This is a genomic window from Nocardioides sp. WS12 (assembly GCF_014108865.1).
Taxonomy (GTDB): Bacteria; Actinomycetota; Actinomycetes; order Propionibacteriales; family Nocardioidaceae; genus Nocardioides.
The window spans coordinates 4330111-4344270 of record NZ_CP053928.1; the positions used below are offsets into that span (position 1 = coordinate 4330111).

Sequence of the window (14160 nt, forward strand, 5' to 3'; positions counted from 1 at the left end):
GTCACGCCTTTCGGAGATCGGGAAGGCCGCTTTCGAGGCCGTGGGTGCACGGGGCGCCGATGCCGAGGGCAGCAACACCGAGTCGCCGGAACCAGCTGCCTGCGACCGCGGCCGCCACGAACGCTGCGATCAGGAGCATCCCGGGGATCGAGAACAGGTCGGGGAGGCCGGCGCTGGCCGGCGCCGCGCCCACCAGGTCCGCGACAGGAGCGGTGCCAGCGGGCGGCACGGCATTGACCGGAGCGGCTCCGCCCGTTGCCACCGGCGGTACGCCGACGGTGCCAGCCTGGGGCGGCCCGGCCACCTCGGTGGTGGGCGCACCGGCGGGAGCCACCGCGGCGATGGGTGGCACCGTGTCGACGGTCGCCGACGCGACACCGAGCGTGAGCACGATCTTCGGCGCCAGCGTCGACAACCCGGCGACCACGCCCTTCAACGGGCCGGCCTCGGCCGGGATCAGTTCAGCCAGGACCCCGGTAGGCAGGGCCTTGAGCAACGGCGAGAGGACCTTGGTGTTGATCACGACCTGCAAACCGGCCGAGAACGTGCGGGCCTCGTCACCGTCGACCGTGCGCACCTGCTCGGGCACGACGATGGAGATGCCGAGCTGCTCGAGGGCATCCGCGGGGAGGTCGCTCAGCCCGGGGATGGGCGAGGTGGTGCCGGCGGCTTCGATGCCGTCCGGACCGATCGAAAACTGCTGGCCCGCGATCGCCATCTTGCCGTAGGTGGCCTTGCCCGAACCGACGCCCTTCGCCCCGTCCGTCGAGGCTCGCGCCACCGTCTCGATGCCGCCCAGGGTGATCAGGCCGCCGAGAATTTTGACCTCACCCAGCGTGGACCGCGACGCCGTGACGACAGGGCCGTCGACGGCCGTCATCCGGCTCACCGAGACGTAGCCGTCGACGTCGACGAGCATCGCCAGCGGGTTGGCCGGTGCGGCCGCCTTCGTCGTACCGGGCAACCCGCCGCCCAGGAGATTCTTGAGCTGGTCGGTCAATCCGGAGAGCGGGTTCGATGCTCCGCCGCCCTCGCCGCCGGCATCGGGACCGTTCACCGCACCGTCCGGGGAGAAGCCAACCTCGGCGATCGCGGTGTTGTCGCCGGAGGTGGTCTGCTGGATCGACCCGGGGATCTTGTTGTCCGCCTGCGTGGTCTGGTCGCCGGGGAACTGTGAGTTCACCTGGACCGGGTAGCCGTTGGCGGTCAGCGGGGTCGAGGGCAGCCCGAGCTGCTCGGCGAAGGTCTTGAGCCCCTCACCGACAGGGTCGCCGGGCCAGAACAGGCTCGAGCGTCCCGACGACGTGCTGGAGTCGGCCAGCACCTTGCTGTAGCCCAGGAAGAACTCGAGCTGCGCCTTGCCTGCGTCGACCGGGATCGGGAGGCTCGGCTCGAAGACCTCGATCCGGATCGGGCTGGACCACGAGGTGGCGGTGAAGCCGCCGTACTCCGCCACGGCCACGGCACCGGCGGCCGGCGAAGCGGCACTGGTCGTGAGCGGCATCATCGAGGCGAGCAGGCCGCCGGCCACGAGCATGCGGGCCCGGTCGTTGCGCCGGGTGTCGTGTTCCGTGTTGCGTTTCATGCGGCACCTCCAAGGATGACGTCGGCCATGGTTTCGAGGATTTCGCCCGGTTCGCCGGTCGCCACGATCCGGCCGCCGCTCATCACCGCGGCGTAGTCGGAGACCCTCAGTGCCGTCCGGGCGAACTGTTCGATGCACAGGATCGAGACGCCGGACTCGGCGATCCGGGCGACGGTGTCGTAGAGCTCGTCGACGATCAGCGGCGCCAGCCCCATCGACAGCTCGTCGAGCAGCAGCAGCGCAGGGTCGGAGGTCAACGCGCGGGACATGGCGAGCATCTGCTGCTCGCCACCGGACATCGTCCCCGCCAGCTGGTTGCGGCGCTCGTGCAACCGGGGGAAGTAGTTGTAGGCGGTCTCCAGGATGGCGCCCTTCGGCACTCCTGCGTAGGACATCAGGACGAGATTCTCCTCGACCGTCAGGTTCGGGAAGACCGACCGACCTTCGGGGACGGTGCACAGCCCGACCCGGGCCAGGTCCTCGGCCTTCGCGTCCTTCACGTGGACGCCCGCCAGGTGGATGTCACCCGAAGTGGCCTCCTTCTGACCGCTGATCACCTTCACCAGCGTCGACTTCCCGGCACCGTTGGGGCCGAGCAGCGCCATCACCGCGCCCTTGGGTACGGCGAGGTCGACGCCGCGCAGGACTTCGATCCGGCCGTACGCCGCGTGCAGGTCGATGACCTCGAGAATCGGAACGCTCATGGGGTGACCGCCTCCAGCTCGCTCGTGTGGTCCGCCCCGGAGTCATCGTCGTCGGAGTAGCCGAGGTAGGCGCGCTGCACCTTGCCGTCCGACCGGATGTCGGCAGGGGCACCCGAGGCGATGATCTCGCCGAAGTCGAGCACGTGGATCTCGTCGCACACGGTCATCACCAGGTCCATGTCGTGCTCGACCATCAAGATCGCGACGCCTTCGCTGGCGAGTTCCGACAGGAGCGCACCGAACGAGTCGGTCTCTGTCTCGTCGAGACCCGAGGACGGCTCGTCGAGCAGGAGCAGCATCGGGTCGCAGGCCAGCGCCCGCGCCAGTTCGAGCAGTCGGGCGGCGCCCGTCGGGATGGAGTCGGCACGCTCGTCGCCGTACTCGCCGATCCCCACCCGGTCGAGCAGCACCTCGACCTCCAGCGCGGCCCTGCCCTCCGAGCGGAACCACGCCTTCGGCCCACCGTGGATCTCGCGAGCGACCCGGACGTTGTCCTTCACCGAGAGCGAGCCGAAGGCCTCGAGTCGCTGGAAGGTGCGGCCGATGCCCTGGTGGGCACGGCGATGGACCGGCCAACCGGTGACGTCACGGTCGCGGTAGCGAACCCGCCCGCTGGTCGGCTTCTGCAGTCCGGTGATCACGTTGAAGCAGGTCGTCTTGCCGGCGCCGTTGGGACCGATCAGCCCGGTGATCCGCCCCCGCTCGGCCGTGAAGGACGCCTGGTTGACGGCCGTCACCCCACCGAACCGGACGATCACGTCGTCGACTTCGAGCAGTGCCATCTCAGGCCACCCCCTGCGGCTCTTCGATGGGCTCTTCGATGGGCTCTTCGATTCCTGCGTCGAACGGTGCGTCGACGGAGCGGGCAGGCTCGGGCCGGCCGGGCTTGAGCAGGCCGTCGAGCCGTTGGCGCAACTGTTCCTCCCAGCGCGGAAGGAGCTTGTTCGAGCCGAGACGACCGAGCCTGAAGAGATGGTTGGCGATGCCGTTCGGGTCGCGGCCGAGCAGAACCGCACCGAAGCCCAGGATGGCGAAGAGGAGGCCGGCCAGCTCGGGAGCTGAGGACTGCCACACGGGCAGCAGCATCAGTGCCGTACCGCCGAGCAGCGCGCCGGTCACCGACGTGACGCCGAAGACGACGGCGAGGAGCAACACCAACAGGGACTGGAAGTAGAGGAAGTCCGCAGCCCCGACGGTTCCCCGCAGGCCGGCGAACAGGGCACCGGCGACGCCCGCGATGCCCGCCGACAGCGAGAACAGTCCGACGCGGAACCAGCGCAGGTCCAGCCCGAGCGTGCCGCATCCGGACGGGCTGTCGCGGGTCGCGATCAGGATCCGGCCCATCGCCCCGCGCCGCAGCCACAGCAGGAACAGGCCCATCACGACAAAGGCCAGGACCATGAACCACACATAGGCGGTGTCGCTCGCGATCTTCACGCCGAACACGGACAGCCGCTCGGTCGCCAGTGTGCCGTTGAACTTGAAGGCGTATTCGGCCTGGAAGATCATCTTGTCCATCAGCACGGCGAAGGCCATCGTCGACAGCGCCAGATAGAGACCCGTGAGCCGCAGTACGGGCAGTGCGACCAGCGCACCCACGCCCGCCGCGATCGCTGCCGCGAGGACCAGCCCGAGCAGGTTGGGCTGGTCGAGCTTGGCGTAGGCGAGCGCGCCGACGCCGGCGAAGGTGAACTGTGCGAGCGAGACGTGGCCGCCGTATCCGGTGAGCAGGACCAGCGAGAGCATGACCATCGCGTACGTCGCCGCGACACCGATCAACAACACGTCGGATCGCGACACGATCCCGATCAGCACGAACGCGACGGCGAGCAGCACTCCGCCGGCGCCGAGGCTCTTGCGCAGGGTGGGCACAGGTGCAGCCACGAGGCCCTTGACCTGACCGATCCGCAGCTGGGTCTGGGGCATCGCAACGACCACCACGAACAGGAAGATCGCCGGGATGACCGGGCGGATGGTCGACCAGAAGCCGTCGGTGGGCAGGTAGGCCACCGCCCACGACTCCAGAATGCCCAGGCCCATCGCACCGGCGAAGGTGAGGGGAAGACTCTTGAGTCGACCGAGCATCGCTGCGGCGTACGCATTGATGACCAACAACGTCAGCGCGTAGTAGTCCAGGCCCACGACCGGTGTCAGCAGGATCCCGGCGAGCGCCGCCAACGACATGCCGATCGCCCACGCCAGTGCCGCCACGGTGTCCGGCTTGCCACCGAAGAACTTGAGGAGTTCAGGGTTGTCGACAGACGCCCGCATGGCCGTGCCGATGCGGGTCCGGTTCAGCAGCAGGTAGAGGCCGATCGCCACGGCGATCGAGCAGATGATCGTGATGAGCTGGTGCGCCGTGATGTAGGTGTCCCCCACCTGCCATCCGGTCTCCGCGTAGAACGGCAGGAGCACCCGCGGCTCCGGTGGCCAGATCTGTTGGGCCAGGCCGATGAGTCCGACCAGCAGTCCCACGGTGACGACCAGCGCGACCGAGACCGGCCCCTCCCCCAGGCCGCGCGTGACGAAACGCTGGATGAACCAGCCGATGGCCGGCGCGACGACGCCCAGCACGAGGAACAGCGACAGCAAGGGAGCCAGGCCCTGGCGCTGGCTGAAGTCCCAGAAGGTGAACGCAAGCACCATGCCGAAGGCACCGTGGGCGATGTTGAAGACCCGGGTGGTCGTGTAGGTGAGCACCAGTCCGCTCGCCATGATCGCGTAGGCGGCCCCGGTGAACAGCCCGAGCAGCGTGAAGGCGAACAGTGAGCCCATCGGGTCAGCCTCCGATACCGGAGTTGACCACGCGGCCGCACATGTAGTTGCCCGGAGAGACCTGTTGCCAGCGACCACCCTTGTACTGGGCGACCTTCAAGCACGGCGGAGTGGCCGACGTACCGATGTTCATCGGTGTGTGGGCACCGTTGCCGGTCCAGTTCGAGGTGGCGTCCAGGGCTTGCACGAGGGAGGCCCGGGTCAGCTTCCCACCGAGCGCGAGCGACTTCTCGACGAACAGGCGGGCGGCCGACCACGCGTAGAGGCCGTAGTAGTTCGGGATCGCACCGGGCTTCACCTGCTGGAGGTAGGACAGGTAGAGCTGGATCTCGGCGTTGTTCTTGTTCTCGAACAGGTCGTTGGCCGAGTAGATGTACGAGCCCTCGGCGAGGCTGCCTGCCTGCTCGATGTAGCGCTTGTCATAGATCGTCGGGTCCTGGAGGAAGAAGTCCGGCTTGAAGCCCTGCTGCTGCATGGCCTGCTGGAGCTTCACGCTGTTCTGGTACGGACCCTGGTAGGCGACCGCCTTCACGCCCTTGTCCTTCATCTGCTGCACGTACGGCGCGAAGTTGAACTCCGCGACGTCGATTCCCTGCAGATAGGTGACCTTCCAGCCGGCACCCTTCTCATAGCCGGCGGCCATGCTCTTGGAGTTGACCGGAGCGGCGCCGGCGTTGATGTACAGGACGGCGGCGTTCTTCACCGAGCTGGGGAACTTCTGCGCGAACCACTTCGAAGCTGAGTCCGGGATCAGGTTCGCGCGGATCGCGTACGCGGCGAAGCAGGACTTGCAGGCCGCTCGCTCGGGGTTGACGGAGACCGCACGGATGTCAGGGATGCCGCAGCTCGTGGCCGTGGCTGCGCCGCCGCTGTCGAAGGCGGACATTGAACCGACCGCAGCGAAGGCCTGGTCGCAGGCCTTCACATAGCCCTGCTGGTCGGCACCGGCGTCGGCCCGGCTGTCGAGGTTGACCAGCTCGAGTTTGCGGCCGCACAGCGTGTTCTGGGAGTTGAAGTACTCGATGTAGGCGCGCGTGGCCTGCTGAGCGGACTCGAAGATGCCGGGGACCGGTCCGGAGATGTCGGAGATGTTGGCCAGCGTGATCGTCTTGTCAGTGATGCCCTTCTGGTTCTTGAAGCCGGCGCAGGACCCTGCCTTGATGCCGCCGGTCGCCGAACCCGAACCCTTGCTGCCACCTCCGCCTGAGCCGGCCGGGCCGTTGCCAGCACCCGGCGCGTTGCCCGGTCCAGCTGCGCCGGGATCGGCACCTGGCTGACCGGCCGCGCCGTCGACGCTCGCGCCGTCAACCGGGGCAACTCCGGCGCCGTCACCTCCAGGCGCGCCGGCCTGGGCCTCGGCGCCGTTGTTGTTGACATCGGCCACCGTGCCCGGGTCGAGCTGGGAACCGCAGGCGGCAAGCAGCAGGGCCACCAGTGTTGCGCCCACCAGGCGCACGACGTGTACGACGGACAAGATCGACTCCTCCAGAGTTGGCCAGACCTGGCAAGGCCTCGCGAATGCAACGACGCGTTGTGACCAACGTCATGCCAAAGCCCGGCAAAACTAGAACAAGTTTCATTTATCCACAACCGGCGTCCGGCACGCGGGAGGAACCGTTTCGTCGCGCCGGACGTCGCAGGCATCATGAGGTCCATGCAATTCCTGCGCCGCCGCACCCGCCCCGCCTCCCGACTCGGCGCCATCGTCCTGACGGCCGGTCTTGCCCTGGGTGCGGTCGGCTGCACGCACGAGAACGACAGGGCCAGCGACGACGCCCAGGTGGAGAGCGAGCCGTCGGCCACGAAGAACCCGCCGTCAGATGCGCGCGACTATCCGGACTTCGCCCCGCAGGACTACACCTATCTCCTGGAGGTGCTCTGCTACTGCCCGCAGGTCGGCGCGGTCCGGGTCACCGTCGAGGACGGCAAGGTCATCGACGCGGTCTCCACCACCGGCGAGGCCCAGGGTCAGCCGGCACCGGAGTTCGCGCGCCTGTCGATCAACGACATCATCGCGCGCGCCAACGACCCGCGGGTCGACGAGGCGGAGGTGACGTGGCCCGCCGGCCAGGACCACCCCTCAGAGGTGGTCCTCGACCAGCTCAGGATGGCGACCGACGACGAAGTCACCTACGCCATCAAGGACGTCACGTTCAGCGAGGGATGAGCGCCCAGTAGTCGAGGTCGAGCAGGACGCCGGGGGCGTACTTCCCGGTCTCGGCATCGCGCAGGGTCATCGACTCGTCGCGGTCCTTGGTCGCCACCAGCCGCAGGCGCAGCGCACCCACGCTCGGAATCGACGTCTCGGCCTTCTCGAGCACCTCGGACCACGCGTAGATGGTGTCGCCACCGAACGCGGGAGCAGTGTGGGCACCGGCGTTGATCGCGGCGATCAGCTGCGCGTTCGCGAGGCCGTTGAAGGACAGCGCGCGGGCCAGCGAGATCACATGGCCGCCGTACACGAGGCGGGTGCCGTCGGGACGAGCCTGGACGTTGAAGTGCACCTTGGCGGTGTTCTGCCACAGGCGCGTCGCCTGCTGGTGCTCGGAGTCGGTGAGCGTCACGCCGTCGACGTGATCGATCTTCTCGCCGACCTCGTAGTCGTCGAACCGGTGCGGCTCACCGGCGGCCGCGAAGTCGTACGACGAGAAGTCCAGCCCGGCCGGGAGCACCAGATCCGCCGCAGCAACCGCCGGGGCCAGGTCGGGTACGACGGCCTCGGGTGCGCCATCATCCCCGGCGGTCGAGCCTGTCGAGACCCGCTTGTGCACCATCACCCATCGGGCCCAGTCGAGGGCGACCTCGCCGCGCTGGTTGGTGGCGGTCGAGCGGACGTAGACCACGCCGCTCTTGCCGTTGGAGTTCTGCTTGAGGCCGATGACCTCGGACGTGGTGCTCAACGTGTCGCCCGGGACCACCGGCTGGTGGAACCGGCACTCGGCATAGCCGAGGTTGGCGATCGCGTTCAGCGAGACGTCCGGGACGGTCTTGCCGAAGGCGATGTGGAACGCGATCAGTTCTTCGACCGGGTGCGGGTCGAGACCGACCGATGCCGCGAATGCGGCCGAGGACGGCACGGCGAACCGGGTCGGGTAGAGCGAGCCGTAGACGGCGCGGTCACCTTCGGTGACGGTCCGGGGCGTGGCGTGTTGAAGAACCTGCCCGACGGTGAAGTCCTCGAAGAAGTTGCCCGGGTTGGTTTTGCTGGTCACTTGAGCTTGTAGTCCTTCAACAGCGAGCGGCCGATGATCATCTTCTGGATGTCGGAGGTGCCCTCACCGATGAGCATGAACTTGACCTCGCGCATCAGGCGCTCGATCTCGTACTCCTTGGAGTAGCCGTAGCCACCGTGGATCCGGAAGGAGTCCTCGACGACCTCGTTGGCCAGCTCGGCGGCGACCATCTTGGCCATGCCGGCCTCGACGTCCATCCGCTGGCCGGTGTCCTTGAGGCGAGCGGCGCGGACCATCATCGTGTGCGCGGTCTCGACCTTGGTCGCCATGTCGGCGATGCGGAAGAGCACGGCCTGGTGCTCGGCGATGAACTTGCCGAAGGTCTTGCGCTGCTGGGCATAGGCAATGCCGAGCTCGAAGCCACGCCAGGCCAGACCACACGCACGGGCGGCGACGTTGACACGGCCGACCTCGACGCCGTCCATCATCTGGAAGAAGCCCTTGCCCGGCTCGCCACCGAGGATCTGGTCGGCACCGATGAGGTGGCCCTCGAGGATGAGCTCGGTCGTCTCGACGCCCTTGTAGCCCATCTTGTCGATCTTGCCGGGGACAGTGACGCCCTGGGCGGTCTCGCCGAAGCCCGGCTCCTTCTCGACGAGGAAGGTGGTCATGTTCTTGTAGACGCTCTCGGCGCCCTCGTCCGTCTTGACCAGCAGGGCGACCAGGGTGGAGGTGCCACCGTTGGTCAGCCACATCTTCTGGCCGGTGATCGAGTACGAGCCGTCCTCCAGCTTGGTGGCCTTCGTCGACACGGCGGCGACATCGGAGCCCAGGCCGGGCTCGGACATCGAGAACGCGCCGCGGACCTCGCCGGTCGCCATCTTCGGGAGGTACTTGGCCTTCTGCTCGTCGGTGCCGTGCTGCATCAGCAGGTAGGCGACGATGAAGTGGGTGTTGATGACACCCGAGACGCTCATCCAGCCGCGGGCGATCTCTTCCACGACCAGGGCGTAGGTCAGCAGCGACTCACCGAGGCCACCGAACTCCTCGGGGATGGTGAGGCCGAAGACGCCGAGTTCCTTGAGGCCCTCGATGATGTCGGTCGGGTACTCGTCGGCGTGCTCGAGTTCCTGCGCGACCGGGATGATCTGCTCGTCCACGAAGACACGGACGGCCTTCAGGATCTCGACCTGGTCCTCGTTGAGTCCCTCGGTCTGGCAAAGCTTCGGCATCAAAGTTCCCTTTCGCTGGTACGACCGACGGCACTGTACCCGTCGGTAGGGGCCTCAGCCGCCCGCTGAGATCCCCACGTGAACAAGGTCACGCGCCCACCCGCGAACGAGCGCCGGGCAAGCGCCGGGCAAGTACTCCCGGTCACCGTGGTGGCCTAGCATCCCGCCATGACCACCTCGTACGACGCCTCGCCCACGCCCGACGCGACCGGCGCCCAGGTGACCGAGCTCACCGCGGCGCTGCTACAGCTCTCGAAGACGATCGAGAGCTTTCACCACGCGGTCATCGACTTCAACACCGTGATCGAGCGCGCCGACGCCCTCGTCGCTCGCGCGGAGGTCGCCCTCGCGCCCCTCGCCGCGACCCAGCAGGTCGGCGACCAGATCAAGGTCGCCAGTCAACTGGCCGGCCAGGTGGCGAGTGCCGCGGTCAAGCGCGGCGTCGCGGCCGGCAAGGGCCTGACGCAGCGCACCTGACGGCCGCTACCAGCCGAGCGCGACGGCCAGCGGCCCGGCGAGGTACTCGGAGTACTCGACGGTGAGGTGCTCGCGGTCGCGCAAGGGAACGATCCTGCCGACGACGGGCGGGCACTGGCCGTCGGCGCAGAACCACGGCAGCACGTCGATGAACTCCACCCCGTTCGCCTTCGCCACGTCGCGGAACCGGTGCTGGCCGCGCACGGTCCCGGGGTTGGGCTCGAACAGGCAGTCACTGAGATCGACGTCGCGGCGCGACAGGCACTCGCCCGGTGACTGCTTGACCTTCGGCACGTTGCCGAGCATCACGACGCGGTCCGACGAGGCCTTCAGCAACGCGAACTCCTCGGCAAGTCCGCGATCCTGACCGGCGGCTCCCCCGGCGATGGCCGGGGGGCGATAGAAGTTGTTGGCCACCACGACCAGGGCGGGATGCAGGTCCGCGACCTGCTCCAGCGCCCACTCCTTGAACGCGTCGCAATCGGACAACGCGCCGCCGTCCTTGCGGACGCGTGGGGCCGCGTTGGCCGGGCAGGCACTGAAGACGAACTGGTAGACGACGTAGCCCTGGGCCTTGCCGATGGTGCTGAGCGCCGGGCCCCACATCCGGGCGTGGGAGTCCCCGATGACGACGATCGACCGGTCGGCGTCGGTGTCACCGAAGGGACACAGCTTCTTGGTCTCGAGGCGGTAGTCGCAGTCACCGAGCGGCGCCACCGAGTCGCGCAGACGGCCCAGGTCGGGCTTCAGGCCACCGGGCACCGGTCGCGCGTCCTCCGCGGCCAGCACCGAGGCCTGGACCAGCGCGACCGTCGGGTCGTCGCTGAAGGCCTCGCCCTGGTAGTCGGTCGTGGAGATCTCGGGGTTGTCGGCGAGGCCGGCGATCTGGTGGTCCACCCACGCGTGCGCTCCGAAGGCAGAGCCGATGACGAGCGCGAGGCTGATCGGGTAGAGGCCGATCGCGCGCATCCGCGGCTTCCAGCGCACGCCACGACGGAAGGGTTCCTCGATGAGGTGGTACGACGCGGCGCTCAACGCGACGATCAGCACCAGCGCGAACGCGAGGTGCGGGCGGCTGAGCCGTGGCTCCTGCCAGTGCGCCTGCGCGATCAGCAGCACCGGGAAGTGCCACAGGTACAGCGAGTAGGACCAGTCCCCCAGCACCCGGATCGGCTGGAGTGAGAAGAGCCGGAACCAGTACGTCGACGGGGCGCTCGTGCTCGCGCCGGCCGCCAACAGCAGGCCACTGCCGCCGACGGGCACCAGCGCAGCAGTGCCGGGCATCGGCGTCGCGGAACTGAACGTCAACGTGGCGTAGGCGATCAGGGCCAGACCAGCGACACCCGCCAGTTCGGTGAGCCAGCGCGGCAGGGCCGGGCGACGCCCCCACAACAGGGTGGCGAGGAGCCCACCGATCCCGAGCTCCCAGGCGCGCGCCGGCGTCGAGAAGTAGGCAGCGGTCGGGTTGGCCTCGGTCACCCACACGGAGTAGGCGAGGGACCCGAGCGTCACGGCGCCGAGCACCGCGACCACGGCCCGGCGCAGCGCCCGGTCGGCATTCTCCGGGAGCGCGTGCCCCCAGCGCCGCAGGGCGACGGCGATCAGCAGCAACAGGACCGGGATGACGACGTAGAACTGCTCCTCGACGGCCAGCGACCAGTAGTGCTGCACGGGTGAGGGCGGTTCGCCCTCGGCGAAGTAATCGGTCTCGACCAGGGAGAAGCGGATGTTGGCGCCGAAGAACGCCGCCCACACCGCGTCCTTGATGACCTCGATGCTCCGCACGAACGGCAAGAAGTACGCCGCCGCGAACGCCGTCACGGCCAGCACCACGGTGGCAGCCGGGATCACCCGGCGCGCACGACGCGCGTAGAAGTCGACGATCGAGATCCGCCGGCTCTCCCCCGCCTCGCGAACGAGCAGTCCGACGATCAGGAATCCGGAGATCACGAAGAAGACGTCGACGCCCACGAAACCGCCGGACGCCGTACGAAATCCGGCGTGGGCGAGGATGACCAGGCCGACCGCCAGCGCGCGCAGGCCCTGGATGTCGGAGCGGAACGCCCGCGACTCGGTCACAGCGGTCCTCCTCGGGTGGCATCGGATTGACGCGGTCGGTCGTGGGCAGCGGCCACCGACGCCTTCGACGAGGCCAGTTCGGAGTGAAGCCTCAGGTACGATACCCGCTATGCCCGATGACTCCGGGAAGCACCGGCACTCACGACGGGCAGATCTCCTGCCCGTCCTTGCTGTCGTGCTCCTGGGAGCCCTGATGCTCGGCATCGCGACGCTGTGGGACGGCGGGCTGCCGGACTCGGCGAGCGACGCCGCCAAGGACCCGGCGGCGGCCGCTGCGGCACTCGACCCGGAGACCTCGGACGAGACCCGGCCCCGCAACGACCGCGAGGAACGCGCCACCGACGGCAGCATCATCGAGGGCGTGGAGGACTCCGCCCTCCTTCGCGACGTCAAGGCGGCCGAGGCCGAGGTCAAGAAGGTCCGCATGGAGACGGCGACCTTCAAGATCGCCACCTTCAATCTTCTCGGCAACAACTACACCGCCCCCGGAGGCTCGCGGGCCAGCTGGCCCGACGCGGGTCCTCGTGCGTCCATGACGGTCGGCCTGATCCGCGCCCACGGCGCGGACCTGGTGGGCGTCCAGGAGGCGCGGGCGCCGCAGTACGCCGCCGTCAAGGGCGGGCTCGGCTGGGACGCCTACTCCAAGCCCGGCGACACCGACAACGGCATCATGTGGAACCCCGGTGTCTTCGAACTCGTCGCCGCCGACAACTTCCAGATCCCCTACAACGGGGGTCACCGGGCCCAGAGCATCGTGCGGCTGCGCCACAAGGAGAGCCGGCGCGAGTTCTACGTCCTCAACATGCACACCACGTCGGGGCGCACCGGATCCCGCACCGCCAGTCGCAACGCTGGTCTCCGGATCGCCGCCGACTACGTGAACTCGTTGAAGTCCGAGAAGGTGCCGATCTTCCTGATCGGCGACATGAACGACCGCGGCAACTTCTACTGCCAGGTGATTCCGCGGACCGGGCTGGTTGCGGCCCAGGGCGGCGGCGGCACCTGCGGTTCAGCGCCCCGGATGCGGCCCGTCGACTGGATCACTGGCTACGGCGGCGTGAGCTTCAGCGGGTACGTCGACGACTTCTCCGCCGAGCACCGACGGATCAGCGACCACCCGATCGTCGTCGCCAACGCGACGCTCGTCGGCTCCAAGAACTGACCGCTCGAGCGACTGGCCCAGCGCGCTGCCGAGTGCATTGCCCAGGGCATTGCGCAGGGTGCGGACCTCGTCGAGCAACGCCGCGACCAGTTCGGTCGCCGTCGCAGCCACCTCCGCGTCGGTGACCGAGTCGGGCGTTCGTCGGGCGGGGACGTCCTGCGGCACACGCAGCGCCTCGAGGTCCCCGACCACGTCGATCGGGTGGGCCCGGAGATAGGCAAGGGCCTCGTCGCCGCGCACGCGGCATTCCGCGACGCGTTCGGCGGAGGGCCAGAACCTCTCGCCCCCGCGCGGCACGAGCAGTTCGTCGGCGAGCAGGGTGCGCACGTACACACCCCTGTCGAAGGCGTTGCTGAACGAGTCCAGGTGGGCGTTGACCCGGCGCAGCGTCTCGGCCTCCACGACGCCCATGGACTCATTCGGTGACGCGTCGACGAGGCCGTAGGCGTCGTCCGTCAACTGGAGCACGTGGGCGAACCGGTGCCAGATGTCCTTGCGAGGCGCGGACGTGTCGAGCGGGAGCACGTGGATGCGTGGGAAGGGCACGGCTTCGGACCATCGCTCGAGGACGAGCCGCAAGTCCAGGGTGCGCCAGTTCCAGATGTCCGTCGACCGCGGCGACTCGTCGCGGGCGTAGTCCTCGATCGAGGCGAGGGCCTTGTTCTTCAGGCTCTCCTGCCAGGACGCGGTGAAGAGACCGAGCGGTTCGCGGGCGGTCACGACGAGGTGCACCTGTGCAGGCGCAAGTTGCTCGACCATGCGCCGGGCCTGGTCGGCGCTGGCAGCAGCGAAGAACTCGTGGCTGATCAGTGCGGCGCCGGGCCAGGCGGCGATCTCCGCACGCAGCCGGTCCCAGGAACTGCGTTCGTCGTCAGCGCGTCGTGGGTGCCTCCCGAGATGGGGGTCCTCGCAGACGACCCGGGTGGACCACAGGTGGTCGCGACGTTCCGTGCCGGGGAGCAGGACGCCGTCA

The 14160-nt window shown here is 68.5% G+C and carries 11 protein-coding genes; 3 read left to right on the forward strand and 8 right to left on the reverse strand.

What is annotated here, in order from left to right; genetic code table 11:
* Position 1: 1 nt before the first annotated feature.
* Genes HRC28_RS20980 through HRC28_RS21000 form a run of 5 tightly spaced genes read right to left on the reverse strand, consistent with a single transcriptional unit; the run spans position 2 to position 6538 of the window.
* Complete coding sequence (locus tag HRC28_RS20980) at positions 2 to 1585, reverse strand: choice-of-anchor P family protein (RefSeq protein WP_182377319.1); 1584 nt, start codon at positions 1583 to 1585, stop codon at positions 2 to 4.
* On the reverse strand, positions 1582 to 2289 hold the full coding sequence (locus tag HRC28_RS20985; protein ID WP_182377320.1) for an ABC transporter ATP-binding protein: 708 nt from the start codon (positions 2287 to 2289) through the stop codon (positions 1582 to 1584). Before HRC28_RS20985 ends, HRC28_RS20980 begins: the two co-directional genes overlap by 4 nt.
* The gene (locus HRC28_RS20990) at positions 2286 to 3071 is read right to left on the reverse strand and encodes an ABC transporter ATP-binding protein (protein WP_182377321.1); all 786 of its coding nucleotides are present in this window, start codon (positions 3069 to 3071) and stop codon (positions 2286 to 2288) included. The genes HRC28_RS20985 and HRC28_RS20990 overlap by 4 nt, the downstream gene beginning before the upstream one ends.
* 1 nt (position 3072) lies before the next feature.
* Positions 3073 to 5064 carry an ABC transporter permease gene (locus tag HRC28_RS20995; protein ID WP_182377322.1) on the reverse strand — a complete coding sequence of 664 codons (1992 nt, stop codon included), beginning with the start codon at positions 5062 to 5064 and terminating at the stop codon, positions 3073 to 3075.
* Positions 5065 to 5068: 4 nt separating this feature from the next.
* Positions 5069 to 6538, reverse strand: coding sequence for an ABC transporter substrate-binding protein (locus tag HRC28_RS21000; RefSeq protein WP_182377323.1), 1470 nt, complete (start codon positions 6536 to 6538; stop codon positions 5069 to 5071).
* Positions 6539 to 6718: 180 nt separating this feature from the next.
* Between HRC28_RS21000 and HRC28_RS21005 the strand changes: the two genes are divergently transcribed.
* Entirely contained in the window at positions 6719 to 7231 is a 513-nt protein-coding gene (locus HRC28_RS21005; RefSeq protein ID WP_182377324.1) for a DUF6174 domain-containing protein, read from the forward strand.
* Here the strand turns inward: HRC28_RS21005 and HRC28_RS21010 are convergent.
* Together HRC28_RS21010 and HRC28_RS21015 are read right to left on the reverse strand one after the other, a co-directional pair.
* Positions 7218 to 8276 carry a MaoC family dehydratase gene (locus HRC28_RS21010; RefSeq protein WP_182377325.1) on the reverse strand — a complete coding sequence of 353 codons (1059 nt, stop codon included), beginning with the start codon at positions 8274 to 8276 and terminating at the stop codon, positions 7218 to 7220. The genes HRC28_RS21005 and HRC28_RS21010 overlap by 14 nt on opposite strands.
* The gene (locus HRC28_RS21015) at positions 8273 to 9469 is read right to left on the reverse strand and encodes an acyl-CoA dehydrogenase family protein (protein WP_182377326.1); all 1197 of its coding nucleotides are present in this window, start codon (positions 9467 to 9469) and stop codon (positions 8273 to 8275) included. Before HRC28_RS21015 ends, HRC28_RS21010 begins: the two co-directional genes overlap by 4 nt.
* A 168-nt stretch (positions 9470 to 9637) precedes the next feature.
* Between HRC28_RS21015 and HRC28_RS21020 the strand changes: the two genes are divergently transcribed.
* Positions 9638 to 9946, forward strand: a complete 309-nt coding sequence (locus HRC28_RS21020) for a hypothetical protein (protein ID WP_182377327.1) — start codon at positions 9638 to 9640, stop codon at positions 9944 to 9946.
* A gap of 6 nt (positions 9947 to 9952) precedes the next feature.
* Here HRC28_RS21020 and HRC28_RS21025 read toward each other — a convergent pair whose 3' ends face one another.
* Entirely contained in the window at positions 9953 to 12025 is a 2073-nt protein-coding gene (locus tag HRC28_RS21025; protein WP_182377328.1) for an acyltransferase family protein, read from the reverse strand.
* Between the two features lie 109 nt (positions 12026 to 12134).
* On the opposite strand from HRC28_RS21025, the gene HRC28_RS25765 reads away from it, so the two are divergent.
* On the forward strand, positions 12135 to 13187 hold the full coding sequence (locus HRC28_RS25765; protein WP_346010497.1) for an endonuclease/exonuclease/phosphatase family protein: 1053 nt from the start codon (positions 12135 to 12137) through the stop codon (positions 13185 to 13187).
* The last annotated feature ends 973 nt before the right edge of the window (positions 13188 to 14160 follow it).